The 21699-nt window shown below is 38.9% G+C and carries 22 protein-coding genes; 14 read left to right on the top strand and 8 right to left on the bottom strand.

Annotated elements, in window-relative coordinates:
* Positions 1–116: 116 nt before the first annotated feature.
* Positions 117–716: a YajG family lipoprotein gene (locus DV434_RS00570; protein WP_118784934.1), complete on the bottom strand. Its 600-nt coding sequence runs from the start codon at positions 714–716 to the stop codon at positions 117–119.
* 92 nt (positions 717–808) lie between these two features.
* Between DV434_RS00570 and DV434_RS00565 the strand changes: the two genes are divergently transcribed.
* From DV434_RS00565 to mnmA, 10 genes are all read left to right on the top strand, one after another.
* On the top strand, positions 809–1120 hold the full coding sequence (locus DV434_RS00565) for a BolA family protein (RefSeq protein ID WP_005629170.1): 312 nt from the start codon (positions 809–811) through the stop codon (positions 1118–1120).
* A 293-nt stretch (positions 1121–1413) separates the two neighbouring features.
* The gene (locus tag DV434_RS00560; RefSeq protein ID WP_118785003.1) at positions 1414–2757 is read left to right on the top strand and encodes a Na(+)-translocating NADH-quinone reductase subunit A; all 1344 of its coding nucleotides are present in this window, start codon (positions 1414–1416) and stop codon (positions 2755–2757) included.
* A gap of 2 nt (positions 2758–2759) precedes the next feature.
* A complete protein-coding gene (locus tag DV434_RS00555) occupies positions 2760–3995 on the top strand; it encodes an NADH:ubiquinone reductase (Na(+)-transporting) subunit B (RefSeq protein ID WP_118784935.1) in 1236 nt (411 codons plus the stop codon).
* A complete protein-coding gene (locus DV434_RS00550) occupies positions 3988–4722 on the top strand; it encodes a Na(+)-translocating NADH-quinone reductase subunit C (protein ID WP_118811381.1) in 735 nt (244 codons plus the stop codon). The genes DV434_RS00555 and DV434_RS00550 overlap by 8 nt, the downstream gene beginning before the upstream one ends.
* A complete protein-coding gene (locus tag DV434_RS00545) occupies positions 4722–5348 on the top strand; it encodes an NADH:ubiquinone reductase (Na(+)-transporting) subunit D (protein ID WP_118784936.1) in 627 nt (208 codons plus the stop codon). The genes DV434_RS00550 and DV434_RS00545 overlap by 1 nt, the downstream gene beginning before the upstream one ends.
* 3 nt (positions 5349–5351) lie before the next feature.
* Positions 5352–5948, top strand: a complete 597-nt coding sequence (gene nqrE / locus DV434_RS00540) for an NADH:ubiquinone reductase (Na(+)-transporting) subunit E (RefSeq protein ID WP_005629181.1) — start codon at positions 5352–5354, stop codon at positions 5946–5948.
* Positions 5949–5960: 12 nt separating this feature from the next.
* On the top strand, positions 5961–7196 hold the full coding sequence (gene nqrF, locus DV434_RS00535; protein ID WP_006996304.1) for an NADH:ubiquinone reductase (Na(+)-transporting) subunit F: 1236 nt from the start codon (positions 5961–5963) through the stop codon (positions 7194–7196).
* A 144-nt stretch (positions 7197–7340) separates the two neighbouring features.
* On the top strand, positions 7341–8381 hold the full coding sequence (locus tag DV434_RS00530) for an FAD:protein FMN transferase (RefSeq protein WP_118784937.1): 1041 nt from the start codon (positions 7341–7343) through the stop codon (positions 8379–8381).
* A 2-nt stretch (positions 8382–8383) separates the two neighbouring features.
* Positions 8384–8644, top strand: a complete 261-nt coding sequence (gene nqrM, locus DV434_RS00525; protein ID WP_005629187.1) for a (Na+)-NQR maturation NqrM — start codon at positions 8384–8386, stop codon at positions 8642–8644.
* Between the two features lie 116 nt (positions 8645–8760).
* Positions 8761–9912: a tRNA 2-thiouridine(34) synthase MnmA gene (mnmA, locus tag DV434_RS00520; RefSeq protein WP_118785004.1), complete on the top strand. Its 1152-nt coding sequence runs from the start codon at positions 8761–8763 to the stop codon at positions 9910–9912.
* Between the two features lie 42 nt (positions 9913–9954).
* Here mnmA and pgeF read toward each other — a convergent pair whose 3' ends face one another.
* Both pgeF and rluD read right to left on the bottom strand, forming a co-directional pair.
* Positions 9955–10689 (bottom strand): peptidoglycan editing factor PgeF, encoded by a 735-nt coding sequence (gene pgeF / locus DV434_RS00515; protein WP_118784938.1) that lies wholly within the window; start codon positions 10687–10689, stop codon positions 9955–9957.
* A 1-nt stretch (position 10690) separates the two neighbouring features.
* Positions 10691–11665 (bottom strand): 23S rRNA pseudouridine(1911/1915/1917) synthase RluD, encoded by a 975-nt coding sequence (gene rluD / locus DV434_RS00510; RefSeq protein WP_118784939.1) that lies wholly within the window; start codon positions 11663–11665, stop codon positions 10691–10693.
* A gap of 107 nt (positions 11666–11772) precedes the next feature.
* On the opposite strand from rluD, the gene DV434_RS00505 reads away from it, so the two are divergent.
* Positions 11773–12561: an outer membrane protein assembly factor BamD gene (locus tag DV434_RS00505; protein WP_046938737.1), complete on the top strand. Its 789-nt coding sequence runs from the start codon at positions 11773–11775 to the stop codon at positions 12559–12561.
* Between the two features lie 51 nt (positions 12562–12612).
* Here the strand turns inward: DV434_RS00505 and smpB are convergent, their stop codons facing one another.
* From smpB to dprA, 5 genes are all read right to left on the bottom strand, one after another.
* Positions 12613–13095, bottom strand: coding sequence for an SsrA-binding protein SmpB (smpB, locus tag DV434_RS00500; protein WP_118784940.1), 483 nt, complete (start codon positions 13093–13095; stop codon positions 12613–12615).
* Between the two features lie 245 nt (positions 13096–13340).
* Positions 13341–14306 carry a 6-phosphofructokinase gene (gene pfkA, locus DV434_RS00495; RefSeq protein ID WP_005633361.1) on the bottom strand — a complete coding sequence of 322 codons (966 nt, stop codon included), beginning with the start codon at positions 14304–14306 and terminating at the stop codon, positions 13341–13343.
* 107 nt (positions 14307–14413) lie between these two features.
* Entirely contained in the window at positions 14414–14998 is a 585-nt protein-coding gene (locus DV434_RS00490; RefSeq protein WP_118784941.1) for a membrane lipoprotein lipid attachment site-containing protein, read from the bottom strand.
* A complete protein-coding gene (yaaA, locus tag DV434_RS00485; RefSeq protein ID WP_118784942.1) occupies positions 14991–15767 on the bottom strand; it encodes a peroxide stress protein YaaA in 777 nt (258 codons plus the stop codon). The genes DV434_RS00490 and yaaA overlap by 8 nt, the downstream gene beginning before the upstream one ends.
* A 52-nt stretch (positions 15768–15819) precedes the next feature.
* A complete protein-coding gene (gene dprA, locus DV434_RS00480) occupies positions 15820–16941 on the bottom strand; it encodes a DNA-processing protein DprA (protein ID WP_114908744.1) in 1122 nt (373 codons plus the stop codon).
* Positions 16942–17484: 543 nt separating this feature from the next.
* On the opposite strand from dprA, the gene leuA reads away from it, so the two are divergent.
* The 3 genes from leuA to leuC all read left to right on the top strand — a co-directional run bounded on the left by leuA (position 17485) and on the right by leuC (position 21691).
* Positions 17485–19032: a 2-isopropylmalate synthase gene (gene leuA, locus DV434_RS00475; protein ID WP_118784943.1), complete on the top strand. Its 1548-nt coding sequence runs from the start codon at positions 17485–17487 to the stop codon at positions 19030–19032.
* 83 nt (positions 19033–19115) lie between these two features.
* A complete protein-coding gene (gene leuB, locus DV434_RS00470; protein ID WP_118784944.1) occupies positions 19116–20192 on the top strand; it encodes a 3-isopropylmalate dehydrogenase in 1077 nt (358 codons plus the stop codon).
* Positions 20193–20281: 89 nt separating this feature from the next.
* The gene (gene leuC / locus DV434_RS00465) at positions 20282–21691 is read left to right on the top strand and encodes a 3-isopropylmalate dehydratase large subunit (protein ID WP_118784945.1); all 1410 of its coding nucleotides are present in this window, start codon (positions 20282–20284) and stop codon (positions 21689–21691) included.
* The last annotated feature ends 8 nt before the right edge of the window (positions 21692–21699 follow it).

Raw genomic sequence — 21699 nt, 5'->3', positions numbered from 1 at the left:
TTAGCTTTAGATGATTTTATATGAAAAGTAGTATGTAGAATAAAATGGCATCATAAAAAATGAGGAAGGTTATAGTAACCTTCCTCACTTAAGAGTATATCTAATTAGCTATGTGATTAATTAGCATATTGGTTAATAGCCGCGGATACTTCTTGATCTTGATAAATGTTATTCACAATATCGTTAAATGTTTGAGACAGAACTTTTTGAATTTCGTCATTATCTGCGTTTAATGCGCCTTCTTGTGAACGAGTAGCATTAAATGCTTTGTTATATGAACCTTTCGCGCCTTGAACATAAACAGTTGCTTGAATTTTGGTATTAAGTTTATAACGAAGATTACCTTGTTCTACTTGCGTAGAAAATTCACGTACATCCACAGTTACCCAGGAATTTGATCCATTAGATTGCCCAATTCTGAAACCTTTACTAATAAGATTTTGTTGCATCACTTGTTGGAATAATTGTGTAACACTTGGTGATGAATTTAATTTAATGAGTTCTCCATGCTTGGTATAGCTCGCGATATCTTGCGTTGTGCGGCTATCTTTCGTTGTTACATACACAATCGCATTTTGATTAATGCTCATTGTTGCATTCGGTGCTGGTGGTGTGAACATTAATGTATTTGATTGTGCTTGGCAGCCAGCAAGGAACAGCGTAGCGGCTGTAATACTTACTGCTGATAATGTTTTGATTTTGTTTGATAATGTCATAATTTCCCCAATGAGCCAGTTAAAACTGTGTTATTCTTGCAAACTTCATTGCTAATGTATAGCGTTTCATTGTGATTTTGTGGAGATTTATGATGTCTGTTCAACAAACTATCGAACAAAAAATTCAACTAGAATTTCAACCGCACTTTTTTAGTGTAGAAAATGAAAGCCACCTACATAGTTCTGGTCGTGGCGCGGAATCTCATTTTAAATGTGTGATTGTGAGTAATGTTTTTGAAGGAATGCGTAAAGTACAGCGTCATCAACGTGTTTATCAATTGCTTGCAGATGAGCTTAATAGCGGTGTTCATGCGTTAGCGTTGCACTTATTTACTGTAGAGGAATGGGGCGAGTTAAATGAGAAAATTCCTGCTTCAACGAAATGCGCAGGCGTTGGACATTAATTTTTTATGTTATGAAGATGTAACATTTTTTTGATATATCGCAAAAGGTTTTTACAAAAAAGTAGGCGTTTAAGTAGCGAAAAAAGCAGATTTTCGCTAGAATGAGGCGTTTAATTTTATCCAAATTCAATTTCTCGATAAGGATGTTTATCGTGAAGTTAACCAATTTGAGTTTTTTATTTTTGTGGCATTAATGTCTTTTTATAGGCATTTTGCCACGCTCAAACACGAGATTGCATTTAACTTGTTTATTTGCAATTGTATTTTTAACCTTGAAAAGTAGTGCAAACAGTATGATTACAATTAAGAAAGGCTTGGATCTCCCAATTGCGGGAAAACCAGCACAAGTAATCCACAACGGAAATGTTGTGAATCAAGTTGCGATTCTAGGTGAGGAGTATGTGGGGATGCGTCCTTCGATGAAGGTGCACGAAGGCGATGTTGTAAAGAAAGGCCAAGTGCTTTTTGAAGACAAGAAAAATCCAGGTGTGATTTTTACAGCCCCTGCAAGTGGTACTATCACTGTAATCAATCGTGGTGAGAAGCGCGTATTACAATCTGTCGTAATTAATGTGGAAGGAAATGAGCAAATCACTTTCGCAAAATATAGTGCAGAACAATTGAATACGCTTTCTTCTGAACAAGTAAAACAAAACCTTGTTGAATCAGGTTTATGGACTGCATTACGTACTCGTCCATTTAGCAAAGTGCCTGCGATTGATAGTGAGCCGTCCTCAATTTTCGTGAATGCAATGGATACCAATCCATTAGCCGCAGATCCTGCAATCGTGCTAAAAGAATTTTGGCAAGATTTCACGAACGGTTTAACGGTATTAAGTCGTTTATTCCCTTCAAAACCGTTACACTTGTGTAAAGCAGGTGATACCAATATCCCAACCGTTGATCTTGAAAATTTACAGATTCATGATTTCGGTGGTGTTCACCCTGCAGGTCTTGTTGGTACTCATATCCACTTTATTGATCCTGTTGGTGTAAATAAAACTGTATGGCACATCAATTATCAAGATGTGATCGCAGTGGGTAAATTATTTACAACAGGTGAACTTTATGTTGAACGCGTTATTTCTCTTGCGGGTCCACAAGTGAAAGAACCTCGTTTAATTCGTACTGTAATTGGTGCTAATCTCTCTCAATTAACCCAAAATGAATTAAGTGCGGGTGAAAATCGCGTAATTTCTGGTTCGGTACTTTGTGGTCAAACAGCAAAAGGTACTCATGATTATTTAAGTCGTTATGCATTGCAAGTCTCGGTAATTGCTGAAGGTAATGAGAAAGAATTCCTTGGCTGGATTACACCGCAATCAAATAAATATTCAATTACTCGTACAGTGTTAGGTCACTTCGGTAAGAAATTATTCAACTTCACTACTGCTGAAAATGGTGGTGAGCGTGCAATGGTACCAATTGGTAGCTATGAGCGTGTTATGCCGTTGGATATTTTACCGACATTATTATTACGTGATTTAATCGTGGGCGATACCGATGGCGCTCAAGCGTTAGGTTGTCTTGAATTAGACGAAGAAGACTTAGCATTATGCTCTTTCGTTTGCCCAGGCAAATATGAATACGGTTCAATCTTGCGTCAAGTACTAGATAAGATTGAGAAGGAAGGTTAAAAATGGGTTTGAAAAATCTTTTTGAAAAAATGGAACCCGCGTTTTTACCAGGTGGTAAATACAGCAAGCTTTATCCGATCTTTGAATCGATTTATACCTTGCTTTATACACCAGGTACAGTAACGCACAAAAACACTCACGTTCGTGATGCGTTAGACTCAAAACGTATGATGATTACGGTTTTCCTTGCGTTGTTCCCTGCGATTTTCTACGGGATATACAATGTGGGTAACCAAGCGATTCCAGCCTTAAATCAATTAGGCAATTTAGAACAATTAATTGCTAACGATTGGCACTATGCACTTGCAAGTTCATTAGGTTTAGATTTAACTGCCAATGCAACTTGGGGCTCAAAAATGGCGCTGGGTGCAATTTTCTTTTTACCAATTTACTTAGTGGTGTTCACCGTTTGTACAATTTGGGAGTTATTATTCTCAGTGGTGCGAGGTCATGAAGTAAATGAAGGGATGTTCGTTTCAACCATTTTATTTGCGTTGATCGTTCCACCAACATTGCCATTATGGCAAGCCGCATTAGGTATTACTTTTGGTATCGTTGTTGCAAAAGAAATTTTTGGTGGCGTTGGTCGTAACTTCATGAACCCTGCACTTGCAGGCCGAGCTTTCTTGTTCTTCGCATATCCAGCTCAAATTTCAGGTGATACTGTTTGGACTGCAGCTGATGGTTTCTCTGGCGCAACCGCACTTTCACAATGGTCGCAAGGCGGTCAGGGTGCATTACAACATACTGTAACTGGTGCTCCAATTACTTGGATGGATGCTTTTGTTGGTAATTTACCTGGTTCAATGGGTGAAGTTTCTACTCTTGCAATTTTAATCGGCGGAGCAGTGATTGTGTTCACTCGTATTGCCGCATGGCGCATTATTGCTGGTGTGATGATTGGTATGATTGCAACTTCAACGCTATTCAATTTAGTTGGTTCCGATACTAACCCAATGTTCTCAATGCCTTGGCATTGGCACCTTGTTTTAGGTGGATTTGCATTAGGTATGGTATTTATGGCAACAGACCCTGTTTCAGCATCCTTTACCAATGCAGGTAAGTGGTGGTACGGTGCATTAATTGGTGTAATGGCTGTATTAATTCGTACTGTAAACCCGGCTTATCCGGAAGGCATGATGTTAGCGATTTTATTTGCAAACTTATTTGCACCGATTTTCGACTACATCGTTGTTCAAGCAAATATCAAACGTCGGAGAGCAAGAACAAATGGCTAAGTTTAATAAAGACAGCGTAGGCGGCACAATTCTTGTCGTATTGCTACTGAGTTTAGTTTGTTCCATTATTGTTGCTGGTTCCGCAGTAATGTTAAAGCCTGCACAAGAAGAACAAAAGTTACTCGATAAACAAAAAAATATCTTAAATGTAGCTGGTCTTTTACAAGAAAACACGAATGTAAAAGAAACTTATGCAAAATTTATCGAGCCTCGTTTCGTTGATTTAGCAACGGGTGAATACACACAACAAGCAGATGATAGCCAACAAGCAATTCCTGCTGATGCCGATAAAGCACGTATTCGTTCTCGTAGTAAAATGACTGAAGTTTATCTTGTAAAAGATGAACAAGGTAAAATTCAACAAGTTATTTTACCAATTTATGGAACTGGCTTGTGGTCAGTGATGTATGGTCTAGTATCTGTTCAACCAGATGGTAATACGATCAATGGAATCACTTACTACCAACATGGTGAAACGCCAGGATTGGGTGGTGAGATTGAAAATCCAAACTGGGCAAGTTTATTTAAAGGTAAAAAATTGTTTGATGAACAACATCAACCTGCAATTCACATCGTGAAGGGTCAAGCTCCACAAGATGAGCATAGTATTGATGGTTTATCAGGCGCAACTTTAACTGGTAATGGCGTACAGGGTACGTTTGATTATTGGTTTAGTGCGAACGGTTTTGGTCCATATCTTGAAAAACTTCATGCAGGAGCAAACTAATGTCAGAAAAAGCAAATTATAAAGATCTGTTGTTAGCTCCGGTTGTTAAGAACAACCCGATTGCATTACAAATTTTGGGTATTTGTTCTGCATTAGCGGTAACAACAAAATTAGAAACTGCTGTTGTAATGGCGATTGCAGTAAGTTTGGTAACAGGGTTATCAAGTTTCTTTGTTTCTCTGATTCGCAACTACATTCCAAACAGTATTCGTATTATTGTGCAACTTGCAATTATTGCATCACTTGTAATCGTTGTTGACCAAATATTAAGAGCCTACGCTTATGGTTTATCTAAACAACTTTCGGTATTCGTTGGCTTGATTATCACTAACTGTATCGTAATGGGACGTGCTGAAGCATTTGCGATGAAGTCGCCTCCCGTTGAAAGCTTTGTAGATGGTATCGGTAATGGTTTAGGTTATGGTGCGATGTTAATCATCGTAGCATTTTTCCGTGAACTTATCGGTTCAGGTAAATTATTTGGTATGACTATTTTTGAAACCATTCAGAATGGTGGTTGGTACCAAGCAAATGGTTTATTCCTACTTGCACCAAGTGCATTCTTTATCATCGGATTTGTTATCTGGGGATTAAGAACTTGGAAACCAGAGCAACAGGAGAAGTAATCAATGGAACATTATATTAGCCTATTCGTTAAGGCAGTCTTCATTGAAAATATGGCACTTTCCTTCTTCTTAGGAATGTGTACTTTCTTAGCGGTATCTAAAAAGATATCAACTGCGTTCGGTCTTGGTATTGCGGTAACTTTCGTTCTTGGTATCGCCGTGCCAGTAAACCAATTAATTTATGCAAATGTATTAAAAGAAAATGCTTTAATTGAAGGTGTAGATTTATCATTCTTGAACTTCATTACCTTCATTGGGGTTATTGCTGGCTTAGTGCAAATTCTTGAAATGGTATTAGACAAATTTATGCCATCTCTTTATAACGCATTAGGCATTTTCTTACCGTTAATCGCAGTAAACTGTGCGATTTTTGGTGGGGTGTCTTTCATGGTTCAACGTGATTACAATTTCCCTGAATCTATCGTGTACGGTTTCGGCTCAGGTTTAGGTTGGATGTTAGCGATTGTTGCGCTTGCCGGCTTAACTGAGAAAATGAAATACGCGGATATTCCTGCAGGATTAAAAGGTTTAGGTATTACCTTTATCTCTGTTGGTTTAATGGCGTTAGGCTTTATGTCTTTCTCTGGTATTCAATTATAAGGAGTGTAATCAATGAGCGATTCAGTAATTCTTGCACTCGGTATTGCCGCATTCACGGTTATTGTATTAGTGTTAGTGGCGATCATCTTATTTGCTAAATCAAAATTAGTCGATTCTGGTGATATTACTATCGGCATCAATGACGATCCTGAAAAAGCGATTACATTACCTGCGGGTGGCAAGTTATTAGGTGCTTTAGCAAGTAAAGGTATTTTCGTATCTTCTGCTTGCGGCGGCGGTGGCTCTTGTGGTCAATGTATTGTTAAAGTGAAAAATGGTGGCGGAGAAATTCTTCCAACCGAACTTTCTCACATTAACAAACGTGAAGCAAAAGAAGGTTATCGTCTAGCTTGTCAAGTTAACGTGAAAGGTAATATGGAAGTTGAACTTCCAGAAGAAATCTTCGGCGTGAAAAAATGGGAATGTACTGTTATTTCTAACGATAACAAAGCAACCTTTATCAAAGAGCTTAAATTAGCGATTCCTGAAGGCGAGGAAGTACCTTTCCGCGCAGGTGGTTATATCCAAATCGAAGCTGAGCCACATGTGGTGAACTATAAAGATTTCGATATTCCAGAAGAATACCACGAAGACTGGGATAAATATGATTTATGGCGTTATGTCTCTAAAGTTGACGAGCATATTATCCGTGCTTACTCAATGGCTTCATACCCTGAAGAGAAAGGCATTATTATGCTCAATGTACGTATTGCAACGCCTCCGCCACGTCAACCTGATGCACCTCCAGGTCAAATGTCTTCATACATTTGGTCATTAAAAGCAGGTGACAAAGTTACTATTTCTGGTCCATTTGGTGAATTCTTTGCGAAAGAAACTGATGCAGAAATGGTATTTATCGGTGGTGGTGCGGGTATGGCTCCAATGCGTTCTCATATTTTTGACCAGTTAAAACGTCTTCACTCTAAACGTAAAATGTCATTCTGGTATGGTGCACGTTCTAAACGTGAAATCTTCTATCAAGAAGACTTTGACCAATTACAAGCTGAAAATCCAAACTTTGTATGGCATGTTGCATTATCGGACGCATTACCTGAAGATAATTGGACTGGCTATACAGGCTTTATTCACAATGTACTTTATGAAAACTACTTGAAAAATCATGAAGCACCAGAAGATTGTGAATACTATATGTGTGGACCTCCTGTGATGAATGCAGCTGTAATTAAAATGTTGAAAGATCTTGGTGTTGAAGATGAAAACATTTTATTAGATGACTTTGGTGGCTGATCTTAGTTAATCAATTCATCATAAAAACTGACCGCACTTTGTGATGAAGTGCGGTCAAAATTTAAGGTGTTTTTATAAAATTATCTATAATTACAGGTAAGTTTTGTTGAGTTTGCCAGTAATTCACAGATTTAGGAAATCCAGATGAAAAAATTAATAAGCGGTATCGTGGCGGTGGCAATGGCATTAAGTCTTGCAGCCTGTCAAAAAGAAATAAAAGTTATCTCATTAAGTGGTAAAACAATGGGAACAACTTATCATGTTAAATACCTTGATGAAGGCTCAATGAACGCAATATCTGAAAAGACGCATGAAGAAATTGAAGCTATCTTAAAAGATGTGAACGCGAAAATGTCCACTTACAAAAAAGATTCGGAACTGAGTCGTTTCAATCAAAATACCCAAGTAAATACACCGATTGAGATTTCAGCAGATTTTGCCAAAGTATTGGCCGAAGCGATTCGTTTAAATAAAGTGACTGAAGGTGCATTGGATGTAACTGTTGGTCCTGTTGTGAATTTATGGGGATTTGGCCCTGAAAAACGTCCAGAAAAACAACCTACACCAGAACAATTAGCTGAACGCCAAGCTTGGGTTGGTATTGATAAAATTGCCCTCGATATGAGTGGTGCAAAACCGACATTAAGCAAAGAACTTCCTCAAGTTTATGTCGATTTGTCCTCGATTGCTAAAGGCTTTGGCGTAGATCAGGTCGCTGAAAAGTTAGAACAATTAAATGCTCAGAATTACATGGTTGAAATCGGCGGTGAAATTCGTGCGAAAGGAAAAAATATTGAAGGCAAACCTTGGCAGATCGCAATTGAAAAACCAACTACAACAGGTGAAAGAGCGGTTGAAGCTGTCATTGGGTTAGACAATATGGGAATGGCAAGTTCTGGTGATTATCGTATTTACTTTGAAGAAAATGGTAAACGCTTTGCTCATGAAATTGATCCGAAAACAGGTTATCCAATTCAGCATCATTTAGCCTCAATTACGGTACTTGCACCAACCTCAATGACTGCAGATGGCTTATCAACAGGGTTATTTGTGCTAGGGGAAGACAAGGCGTTAGAAGTGGCTGAGAAAAATAATCTTGCCGTTTACTTAATCATTAAAACAGATAATGGTTTTGTCACAAAATCATCTTCTGCTTTCAAAAAATTAACAGAAACAAAAGAATAGTTATGCAAACTTTATTTTTTACTTTAATCGCTTTCGTCGCAATTATATTGTTGATGTCTATCGGATTTATTATCAAAAAACAAAGTTTAAAAGGCAGCTGCGGTGGTTTATCTACCCTTGGTATTGCTAAAGCTTGTGATTGTGATAAACCTTGTGACACGCTTCAATCAAAATTAGATGCGGGCGATGAACAAGCGAAAGCTGAATATGAGCAAAAATTTGCGAAAAAAGATGATGATTCGCAATTTTATGAAGTGAAATAACTTGCTCAAAAATGACCGCACTTTATGTGCAAAATAAAATTAACGGCAAAATTATTTTGCCGTTTTCTCATTCAATGACCAATGTGCTTCGCCTTAACCGAAGTTACGGGAGAATTATGTTAATTTCAAATACTTATAATCAATACTTTCCTCAATTGACGCAAGAACAGCTTGCGAGAAATGCGACAAAAAAAGTTATTTGTGGTATGTCTGGCGGAGTGGATTCTTCTGTGTCAGCTTTTATTCTTCAACAGCAAGGCTATCAGGTGGAAGGCCTGTTTATGAAAAACTGGGAAGAAGATGATGATACGGATTACTGTACTGCCACTGCTGATCTTTCAGATGCTCAAGCAGTATGTGATAAATTGGGTATCAAACTACATAAAATTAATTTTGCGGCAGAATATTGGGATAATGTCTTTGAGCATTTTCTAACTGAATATAAAGCAGGGCGCACGCCGAACCCAGATATTTTGTGTAATAAAGAAATTAAATTTAAAGCATTTTTAGAATATGCAGCTGAAGATCTTGGTGCTCATTACATTGCAACAGGGCATTATGTACGTAGAGCCGGTGATGATGAAAATGCAAAATTATTACGTGGTCTAGACGCCAATAAAGATCAAAGTTATTTTCTTTATACCTTAAGCCATAAACAAGTGGGACAAAGTTTATTCCCCGTTGGTGAAATCGAGAAACCCATTGTTCGCGCTATTGCTGAAGATCTTGGATTAATTACGGCGAAGAAAAAAGACTCTACCGGTATTTGTTTTATTGGTGAGCGTAAATTTAAGGATTTCTTAGCTCGTTACTTACCGGCTCAACCTGGTGATATTCGTACTGTTGATGGTGAAATTATTGGTCGCCATGATGGTTTGATGTATCACACGTTGGGACAGCGTAAAGGATTAGGCATTGGTGGTTTAAAAAATGCGGGTGATGAGGCTTGGTATGTGGTAGATAAGGATGTGGAAAATAATGAACTTATTGTCGCTCAGGGGCATGACCATCCTCGTTTATTTTCAAAAGGTTTGATTGCTAGCCAATTACATTGGGTTGATCGCGAGCCAATTCGTGAGTTATTACGTTGCACGGTGAAAACACGTTATCGCCAGCAAGATATTCCTTGCGTGATTGAACCTATTGATGATGAAACTATTCGAGTGATTTTCGATGAACCTCAATCAGCCGTCACACCAGGACAATCTGCCGTATTTTACCTTGGTGAAGTCTGTTTGGGCGGTGGTATTATCGAAGAAAGAATATAAAACAAAGATACTAAAAGCGCATTTTATGCGCTTTTAGACTATTTATTCAAACCAAATGACACTTGCCATTCGGCCCGTTTGGTTGTCACGGCGATAAGAAAAGAACAATTCTTTTTCATTGAATGTACAGTGATTTCCACCATAAATTTGCATAATACCTAGATTGTTTAATCGCTGAGTCGCGATTTGATAAAGATTACCTAGGTATTTACCTTCTTCGATTGCATCGGGTTGAAAGGCGAGTTTGGCTTTTTCATCTACCGCAACAAACTGTTTTACAACATCGATTCCAACTTGAAATGCTGTTGGGCCAATTGCAGGGCCAAACCACGCGATAATATCTTCAGGTTTGGTCTGAAAGCATTTGACAGTTTCTTCCAATACGCCATCGCATAAACCACGCCAGCCAGCATGTGCTGCAGCTACTTCATTGCCAGATGTTGTAGTAAATAGAACCGGCAAACAGTCTGCCGTCATAACAGCACAAACTTGATGAGGAACATTTGTATAAACTGCATCCGCTTCAAGATTTTGTCCTGAATAAGGTAATTGAATCACTTGAGTACTGTGTGTTTGCGTTAGAAATATAGGTGTTTGTGGCAAACCAAATTTTTCTACTAATAAAGTGCGGTTAGTTTTTACCGCACTTTTGTTATCACCGACATGATCGCCTAAGTTAAAACTAAAATAAGGCGTCGAGCTCACGCCCCCTTCACGAGTGGTGGTGAAGGCATGAATATTCTTTGGAACGTTCCAATTTGGGTTAATCACTTGCATATTAATAATCTAACTCATCTTGATGTTCGAGATAGTCGGCTTTGAGTGCATTAAGCAATTCAACGAAATCATCAGGCAATGGTGCATACCATTCCATCATTTCACCTGTAATTGGATGAGCTAAGCTTAACATGACCGCATGTAAAGCTTGGCGTTTGAAATTACGCAATACCTCCATAAAGTCTTCACTCGCATTTTTTGGTGGACGAGGGCGTCCGCCATAGGTTTGATCGCCTAGTAATGGATGGGCAATATGTGCCATATGAACACGGATTTGATGTGTACGCCCCGTTTCTAAACGTAAACGTAAACGGGTGTAGTTACGGTAATTTTCCATAATACGATAATGGGTGACAGCTGGTTTTCCCATTGGATGAACCGCCATTAAGGTACGTTTGGTTGCATGACGAGCCATAGGTTGATCGACTGTGCCACCTTTAGTCATAATGCCTGATGCTACTGCTTCATATTCACGCGTAATTTTGCGTTTTTGTAAGTCGCGTACTAACTTAGTTTGTGCTGGAATAGTTTTCGCAACAACCATTAGGCCTGTCGTATCTTTATCTAACCGATGCACAATTCCTGCTCGCGGTACTTCTGCAATCGGCGGATAATGATAGAGTAGCGCATTAAGCACGGTTCCATTTGGATTGCCAGCACCAGGGTGTACAACAAGATCTTTGGGTTTGTTAATCACAATAATGTCGTCATCTTCATACACGATATTCAATGGAATATTTTCTGGTTCAAAACGTGTCTCATCTTCCACTTCTACGGTGATTTCTATTTTTTCTCCTCCGAGGACTTTCTCACGCGGAATATTGGTAATGCGCTCATTCAGTTTTACGAGATCGGCTTCAATCCACGTTTTTAATCGGGAGCGAGAATATTCAGGGAACAACTCTGCAAGTGTTTGGTCTAAACGCTGTCCCATTTGTTCTGGCTGCACTTCAGCCGAAAGGGTAATTTGTGGCATAAATAGCTCTCAAAAATTTTAAAAGTTGGCTTATTGATTAATGTTCTATACAATAGCAGACAATTGTATCTTATTTATTGGTTTTCGTAAAAATTAAGGAAAAAACAATGCGTAAAATAAAATCTTTGGCATTGCTTGCCGTGGCAGCATTGGTTGTTGGATGTTCAAGTGGTTCAAAAGATGTGGAGCAAGCATCAGTAAATGAGTTGTACACTAAAGGTGTTACATCATTACAAGAAGGCGGTTATTCTGAAGCTATTCGTTATTTAAAAGCGGCGACTGAACGTTTTCCTGGTAGTATTTATCAAGAACAGGCAATGCTAGATTTAATTTATGCAAACTATAAAGCACAAGATTATACGCAAGTATTATTGACAGTAGATAGCTTTTTGCATCAATTCCCACAAAGTCCAAACCAAGACTATGCAGTCTATATGGCTGGGTTAACCAACGCTGCAACAGGTGATAATTTTATTCAAGATTTCTTTGGAATTGATCGTGCGACACGTGAAACCACTTCTATGCGTACCGCTTTTTCTAATTTCCAAAATTTAGTTCGTGTATTCCCTAATAGCCCTTATGCTCAAGATGCTTTAGCGCGTATGGCTTATATTAAAGACGCGCTTGCTCGTCATGAGTTAGATATTGCAAAATTCTATGCAAAACGTGATGCTTGGGTTGCAGTGTCAAACCGTGTAGTTGGAATGTTGAAACAATATCCAGATGCTAAAGCAACTTATGAAGGTTTATCTTTGATGAAAGAAGCTTATGAAAAAATGGGTTTAACAGCATTAGCCAATGATACCCAAAAAATTATTGATGCGAATAAAGATAAAACCTTTGCACCAATTGAAAAACCAGATGAGCCAGAATTAAAAGTTCCGACTGTTAAATAGTCATAAGATATGAATAAAAAGCCCGAATAATTTCGGGCTTTTTACTATATATTATCCTCGATATGCATTTTTCATAATACGATCTTTTGTTACTTTCCATTCACGCTCTTTAATATCATCGCGTTTATCATGTTGTTTTTTACCTTTGGCTAAACCAATTTTGACTTTTGCCCATGCACTTTTCCAATAAAGAGAAAGCGCTACTATGGTAAAACCGTCTCGGTTTGCTTTGCCAAATAGGGATGCTAATTCGCGTTTATTTAATAATAACTTTCGAGTGCGAGTTGGATCACAAACAATATGCGTTGATGCAACATTTAATGGCTGAATGCTTGCACCGAATAAAAAGGCTTCGCCATTTTTAAAAATGACGTAACTATCACTAATGTTTGCCTTGCCAGCGCGCATTGATTTGACTTCCCAGCCTTGTAGTTCAAGACCTGCTTCAATTTCATCTTCTATAAAATAATCATGTCTCGCACGTTTATTCAGTGCGATAGTATTTGATCCTGGTTTTACTTTTTTCTTTGTCATAATTTTTATACCTTATTTTGCTTGGCGCATTTTATCGGATATCTATTTTTATAGCAAAAAAGATCATCTCGGGAGAACTGGCAGTTGCGTTTATTTTTAAACTTTAAAAGATAAAGGATTTATAGAAAACTCAAGAGAAAATCACCGCACTTTTGTAAGAAAAAACAGACACATTGTTGTGTCTGTTTAAGTGAGATAAAAAAGATGAATTAAGTTTTGATGATTTATATAAAGTGAATAAACGATTATTCCAAACGTTTTGCCACTTTAAGCCAATCAGCCTTAAATTCACGATGCATATTATTAATTGCATCAATAATATCATGGTGAACAAGCTGTTCATTTTGGATGCCTACGCAGTAGCCACCTTTACCTTGTAGCAATAAATCTACCGCGTATGCGCCCATACGTGAAGCAAGGATACGGTCAAATGCACAAGGAGAACCGCCACGTTGAATATGCCCTAAAACAGTTGCACGAGTTTCGTGCCCAACGCGAGCTTCAATTTCTTTTGCCAGAGAATGAACATCAGTTAAAAGTTCAGTGATTGCAATAATTGCATGGCGTTTACCGCGAATAATGCTACGTTCAATTTGTTGAATTAATTCTTCGCGATTAAATTCAATTTCTGATGCGACGATATATTCACAACCGCCAGCGATGCCTGCAGAAATCGTTAAGTCACTACAATGGCGCCCCATAATTTCAACGATAGAAATACGTTGGTGTGAGCTTGATGTATCGCGTAAACGGTCGATTGCATCTACTGCAGTTTGTAATGCAGTTTGATAGCCGATGGTATAGTCAGTTCCTGCAACATCATTATCAATAGTGCCTGGTAAGCCAACACAAGGGAAACCATGTTCTTCGGTTAACAATTTTGCGCCCATGTAAGAACCGTCACCACCGATAACCACAAGTGCATCAATGCCGTGAGAACGTAAAATTTCTGCGCACTTCGCGCGAACATTTGGATCCTTAAATTCAGGAAAGCGTGCAGAACCTAAGAAAGTACCGCCACGATTAATCACATCTGATACGCTGTAGCGGTTTAGTTGTTTGATTTTATTGTTGTATAAGCCTTGGTAACCATCATAGATACCAAATACTTCTAAGCCTTCTGCAAGTGCAGAACGTACTACGCCACGAATTGCGGCATTCATACCCGGCGCATCGCCACCACTTGTTAAAACTGCAATTTTTTTAATCATATTTACCTACTTTTAACCGTAATTGGAAACTGGCATAAGATTACATCATTAGAGGTATCTGCTCTAGCAAAATCTGATGAGATTTTGATCCGGCATAATTTTTTACATTATTTTTGACAAAACAGTTGCCACTTCAAATCTTGTAAGTGCTTTCTTTCTATATCCACAACGTATTTTTGCAAATGTTGTTGCACTTTATCGACGGATAAATGTTTAGAAAGTGTTGGTTGCTGTACTTTTTGTGAATATTGATACTGAACAAAGCCACATTGTGGTAATTGTCGTCCTTTCATCACATTGACTTGCCAAGATGGATTTTCCTTCGTTGGCGAATAGATGACATATCCATTTAATTCCTGTGGATTCATAGAATTTTCTGGAATAGCATCGAAATGGAAATCTTTTACGCCTGTATTACGATAAATACGTTCTCTCAATGCGATGCGCTCTTTAATTGAGCGCGCTGGTTGATTGCGATCAAAGAGAATTTCAATTTCAGATTGCCAATTTTCTAGCGTATCTGGCTTGGCTACGTAAACATAGCGTGCAATGGTTTTTAAATCTTGGCTGCCAGTAAGAGCATAATTTTTACCATTGTGCTCTAACTGCGTAGGAACATTTAATTGAGTCAGTTTAGTTGCACAGCCAGAGAGTAGTATAAGTGCAGTCAATATAACAAAAATTTTATTCATTGATATCTCGCTTAAATACAAATTCGGTTTCAGTTGATGATGCTGAATCAAACCAATAACCACCTAAATCAAATTCTTTTAATTGTTCAATTTCGGTTAAACGATTTTGAATAAGATAACGGCACATTAAGCCTCGAGCTTTTTTAGCATAAAAACTAATTACTTTATATTTGCCATTTTTATTGTCTAAGAAAACTGGCTTGATTATCTTGGCTTTAAGTTGGTTTTCTTTAACCGATTTATAATATTCATCAGAGGCTAGATTGACTAATACATTATCGCCTTGTTCATCAATAGCTTGTTGAATCGCTTGCGTGATCACATTTCCCCAAAAGGCATACAGATCTTTTCCTTTCGGATTGGCTAATTTTGTGCCCATTTCTAATCGGTAAGGTTGCATTAAATCAAGTGGTTTTAAAAGCCCATAAAGCCCAGAAAGCATACGTAAATGGGATTGTGCAAAGGCAACATCATCTTCCGAAAGGGAATCAGCATCTAAACCAGTATAAACATCGCCTTTAAATGCAAATAATGCAGCGCGGGAATTGTTTTCATTGTGAATTTTTGTCCATTCTGCAAAGCGTGCAACATTTAGACCGGCTAACTTATCGCTGATAGACATAAGCGATGAAAGATCTTGTGGAGAAAGTTTACGACAAACTTCAATAAGTTGTTCGCTGTAATCAGTAAAGTGCGGTTGAGAAACCAGAAAATTTTTTACCGCACTTTCAAAGTCAAGGGTTTTCGCAGGGGAGATAATGGCTAACATAATCGTCCTTTTATGAAAAAAGAATGGGTGTATATTAGCATAAAAATTTACACTAAACGCGTTTATATAGCCCATTTTCACTCATGATGAGATCTTGCAATTCAAGATCGAGCAACTGAACAAGTAAAACATCGACACTCAAGTTAAATTCTTCAGCTAAATCATCAATGCTCACAGGCGTGTAACCGATACGCGAGTAAAGTTTCGGATGACTTGGTGCTTCTACCAATCGGCGAGGATCGGGTGGTGGCGTGTAATTAGGCACAGCGATCTGGTCAAAATCGATTTCAGTTTGGCTATGGATAGAATGTTGGTAGAGGGTTTCCAAAATATCCTTTGCATTTTCCACCAACATTGCGCCTTGTTTGATGAGGCGATTACAACCTTGGCTAAATTCACTTTGAATATTGCCTGGCACAGCAAAAACCTCTCGGTTTTGTTCCAATGCATACCGAGCGGTAATTAGAGAGCCGCTTTTTTCTGTGGCTTCAACCACTAATGTCCCGACTGAAAGCCCGCTAATAATTCTATTACGACGAGGGAAATTTGTCGCAATTGGTGCTTGGTTTGGTAAAAATTCAGAAACTAATGTTCCGTTGTTTTGTAAAATAAGTTCTGAAAGTTTGCGATGCTTTACGGGATAAATTTGTTCCAATCCGCTTCCCAAAACCGCTATGGTTTGTCCTTGAATATCAACAACTGCTTGATGGCAATGCCCATCTATTCCCAATGCGAGTCCACTGGTAATCGTAAAGCCAGCCAATGAAAGTTCCGTAGCAAAATATTTAGCCCAATATTCACCATAAGCCGTGCAGTAGCGACTTCCCACCATCGCAATTTGACGTTGTGAAAGTGCGGTCAAATTTCCTTTTACAAATAGCAGAGGAGGAAAGCTTGCTATCTGTTTCAATAGAAAGGGATAAAAGGGGGAAAAAGAATTTACCAAATGATTCCCCTCTTTTTGAGACCACTCTAGCGCAGGCTCAATAAATTTTGCTTCAGGCTTGAACCAACGGCGAATTTGAATGGCTCCCCACCCCATTTGTCGGAAAGCAACATCATCATAATTGAGCAACTCATCTAGCGTAATATTGGATAAAATTTTATCAATGCCCACTCCGCCAAGTTTAGGGACTTGCATTAGGCGGAGTAGTGTGTAGGTAATATCTTGCATGCTTTTTCCTTTTTGATTTGAAAATTTAGTATGGAAAAAACGAGTGAAAGAAACGATTAACTTGAAAGCATTTTACGATGCAGATCGCAAAAATTCTTTTTGATGAGTAAAAAATTGCAAAATTTTTCTTATTTTGAAAATGTAAAAAATTCAATAATAAAAATTCGCTGATTACAATTAATTTGGTTGAATATTCTTTTTATTTTAGATTTGTTAGTTAAATGTATATTTCATATTGTGTATTAATGATTGTTTTTGATATAAAACGCTAAAAAATAGTTTGACAGTCAGTTTTTTATTCGTAATATGGAAAACGTTTTACACAGAAGGATTTTTATTTATGTCTCGTATTGTTTCTTTATCTCTCAACCTGCTGCTCTCACATTCGGTGTGCGGCTAAGTTGTGGATGAAAAACAGTCAGATGTAAATACCCAATTTTAAACCCGCACTTTATAAGTTGCGGGTTTTTTGTCTAAAAAATACAGGAAAATGCACCGCACTTTTGGAGTGATTTCAGAAGGACATTTAGTAAGGACATTGTTATGACAGATCGCGTTATTATTTTTGATACGACTTTGCGTGATGGGGAACAGGCGTTAAAAGCAAGTTTGACGGTAAAAGAAAAATTACAGATCGCTTTAGCACTTGAGCGCTTAGGCGTGGATGTAATGGAAGTGGGGTTTCCTGTTTCTTCTCAAGGTGATTTTGAGTCTGTTCAAACCATTGCGCGCCATATTAAAAACTCTCGTGTTGCCGCGTTATCTCGAGCCGTAGATAAAGACATTGATGCCGCATACGAAGCATTGAAAGTTGCTGAAGCATTCCGTATTCATACTTTTATTGCAAGCTCTGCATTGCACGTTGAAGCGAAATTAAAACGTTCTTTTGATGATGTGGTAGGAATGGCTGTTGCAGCAGTGAAACGCGCACGTAATTATACGGATGATGTTGAGTTCTCTTGCGAAGATGCCGGCCGTACCGGTATCGACAATATCTGCCGTATTGTTGAAGCCGCAATTAATGCGGGTGCAACTACGGTAAATATTCCCGATACAGTAGGTTTTTGCTTACCAAATGAATACGGCAACATTATTGCTCAAGTGCGCAATCGTGTACCGAATATCGATAAAGCAGTGATTTCTGTGCATTGCCATAATGACTTAGGCATGGCAACCGCTAATTCTTTAACAGCAGTACAAAATGGTGCGCGCCAAATTGAATGTACCATTAATGGAATTGGTGAACGTGCGGGCAATACATCCCTTGAAGAAGTTGTCATGGCAATGAAAGTGCGTCAAGATTTTATGGGCGTGGATACTCGTATTAATACCCAAGAAATTCATCGTGTGAGTCAAATGGTCAGCCAGCTTTGCAATATGCCGATTCAACCGAATAAAGCCATTGTGGGTTCAAATGCTTTTGCGCACTCTTCTGGCATCCATCAAGATGGTATGTTGAAAAACAAAAATACCTACGAAATCATGTCTCCAGAAACGATCGGTTTGAAAAAAGAAAAATTAAATTTAACTGCACGTTCTGGTCGAGCAGCAGTAAAAGGCCACATGGCAGATATGGGCTATAACGAACAAGATTACGATTTGGATAAATTGTATGACGCGTTCTTAAAATTGGCGGATAAAAAAGGTCAAGTGTTTGATTATGACTTGGAAGCATTGGCGTTTATTGATATGCAACAAGGGGATGAAGATCGTTTAGTGTTAGATAAGCTTTCAGCGCATTCAACGAAAGAATATCCAGCAACCGCTTTTGTTCAAGTGGAATTGGATGGTAATAAATTAAGTACATCTTCAATTGGTGGCAATGGCCCAGTGGATGCGGTTTATAACGCCATCTTAAATTTAACGGGTTTAGAAATCAAAATGTCTCACTATAACTTAACCGCCAAAGGCGAGGGCGCAGAAGCATTAGGGCAAGTGGATATTGTGGTGGAACATGAAGGCCGTAAATTCCACGGTGTTGGTTTAGCAACAGACATCGTTGAATCTTCCGCACTTGCTTTAGTTCATGCAATTAATGCCATTTATCGCGCACATAAAGTGGCAGACATTAAAAGCCACAAACATCATTAACCCAATTCCCCTCTTTACAAAAGAGAGGAGAAAATATGAAGAAAATTAACCGCACTTTAGTGTGAAAAAATAGGAAAAACAATATGCAATCATACAACATCGCTGTTCTAGCGGGAGACGGTATCGGTCCGGAAGTCATGGCTGAAGCCATCAAAGTATTAAACAAAGTCCAAGAAAAATTCGGTTTTAAACTTAACTTCAATGAGTTTTATGTGGGCGGTGCCGCAATTGATAATTGTGGTTGCCCATTACCAGCAGAAACCTTAAAAGGTTGTGATGAGGCTGATGCAATTTTGTTTGGTTCTGTAGGCGGCCCTAAATGGACAAATTTACCACCAGATCAACAACCAGAACGAGGTGCATTGTTACCCTTGCGTAAACATTTCAAATTATTCTGCAATCTTCGTCCTGCAACCCTTTATAAAGGTTTAGAAAAATTCTGCCCATTACGTGCAGATATTGCAGCGAAAGGGTTTGATATGGTGGTTGTACGCGAATTAACGGGCGGGATTTATTTCGGTCAGCCTAAAGGTCGTGAAGGTGAAGGTGCACAAACCAAAGCATTCGATACTGAAGTTTATTACAAATATGAAATCGAGCGTATTGCGCGAGCCGCTTTTGAGGCAGCAATGAAGCGCAATAAAAAAGTCACTTCTGTGGATAAAGCGAACGTATTGCAGTCTTCTATTTTATGGCGTGAAACTGTGACAGAAATTGCAAAAGACTACCCTGAAGTTACTTTAGAGCATATCTATATCGACAACGCCACAATGCAATTAATCAAAGCACCAGAATCTTTTGATGTTTTACTTTGCTCTAACATTTTCGGCGATATTATTTCTGACGAAGCGGCGATGATCACAGGTTCTATGGGAATGTTGCCGTCTGCCAGCTTAAATGAAGATGGTTTTGGTTTATACGAGCCTGCTGGTGGTTCTGCACCAGATATTGCAGGCAAAGGCATTGCTAACCCAATCGCACAAATTCTTTCTGCCGCGATGATGTTGCGTTACAGCTTCAACTTAAATGATGCAGCTGATGCGATTGAAAATGCTGTGCAAAAAGTCTTAGCAAGCGGTCACCGTACCGGTGATTTAGCCGATGATTCTGCACCTGTTTCAACTGCGGAAATGGGTACATTAATTGCTAACGCAATCTAATAAAAAAACAATGAAGGTGCGGTTTAAAAATACCTCGGATTTTGACCGCACTTACTCTAACAAAAGCCTCTAACGAATTGAGAAAAATTATGGTAAAAACTCTTTACGAAAAATTATTCGACGCCCACGTGGTGTACGAAGCCGAAGGCGAAACGCCGATTTTGTATATTAACCGTCATTTAATCCATGAAGTGACCAGTCCACAAGCCTTTGATGGGTTGCGTGTTGCAGGCCGCCAAGTACGCCAAGTAAGCAAAACTTTCGGCACCATGGATCACAGTATTTCTACTCAAGTACGAGATGTCAATAAACTTGAAGGTCAAGCTAAAATTCAAGTGTTAGAACTTGATAAAAATACCAAAGCTACGGGTATCAAATTATTTGATATGACAACGAAAGAGCAGGGAATCGTTCATGTGATGGGACCAGAACAAGGCTTAACTTTGCCAGGTATGACAATTGTCTGTGGTGACTCCCATACTGCAACGCATGGTGCATTCGGTGCTTTGGCATTTGGTATCGGCACCTCCGAAGTAGAACACGTTTTAGCGACACAAACCTTAAAACAAGCCCGTGCAAAAAGCATGAAAATTGAAGTGCGCGGCAAAGTGGCACCTGGCATTACCGCTAAAGACATTATTCTTGCCATTATCGGTAAAACAACCATGGCAGGCGGTACAGGCCATGTGGTGGAATTCTGTGGCGAAGCGATTCGTGATCTTTCTATGGAAGGCCGTATGACCGTTTGTAATATGGCGATTGAAATGGGTGCGAAAGCCGGCTTAATCGCACCGGATGAAACCACTTTCGACTATTTAAAAGGCCGTCCACATGCGCCGAAAGGTAAAGATTGGGATGATGCAGTCGCTTATTGGAAAACCTTAAAATCCGATGATGATGCGAAATTTGACATGGTCATCACATTAGAAGCGACAGATATTGCGCCACAAGTCACTTGGGGAACAAACCCAGGCCAAGTAATCGGTATCGATCAGCCAGTGCCAAACCCAGCAGAAATGACCGATCCCGTGACTCGTGCCTCAGCAGAAAAAGCATTGAATTATATTGGCTTAGACGCTAACACTGATTTAAAAGATATCCCTGTAGATCAAGTCTTTATCGGTTCCTGTACTAATGCGCGTATCGAAGATTTACGTGCGGCAGCGGCTGTGATGAAGGGGCGCAAAAAAGCCGACAATGTAAAACGTATTTTAGTGGTGCCAGGTTCCGGTTTAGTGAAGGAACAAGCAGAAAAAGAAGGCTTGGATAAAATCTTTATCGAAGCGGGCGCAGAATGGCGTAATCCGGGCTGTTCCATGTGTTTAGGGATGAACGATGACCGTTTAGGCGAATGGGAACGTTGTGCTTCTACTTCAAACCGTAACTTTGAAGGTCGCCAAGGTCGTAATGGTCGTACTCACTTAGTGAGCCCAGCCATGGCTGCCGCTGCGGGAATGTTCGGTAAATTCGTTGATATTCGTGACGTAACATTAAACTAAGGAGCAGA

Origin of the sequence: Haemophilus haemolyticus, assembly GCF_003493685.1 — a bacterium.
Lineage (GTDB): Bacteria > Pseudomonadota > Gammaproteobacteria > Enterobacterales > Pasteurellaceae > Haemophilus > Haemophilus haemolyticus_O.
Note: the sequence above shows the minus strand (reverse complement) of the source record. Positions and strands in the feature narration are given on the sequence as shown.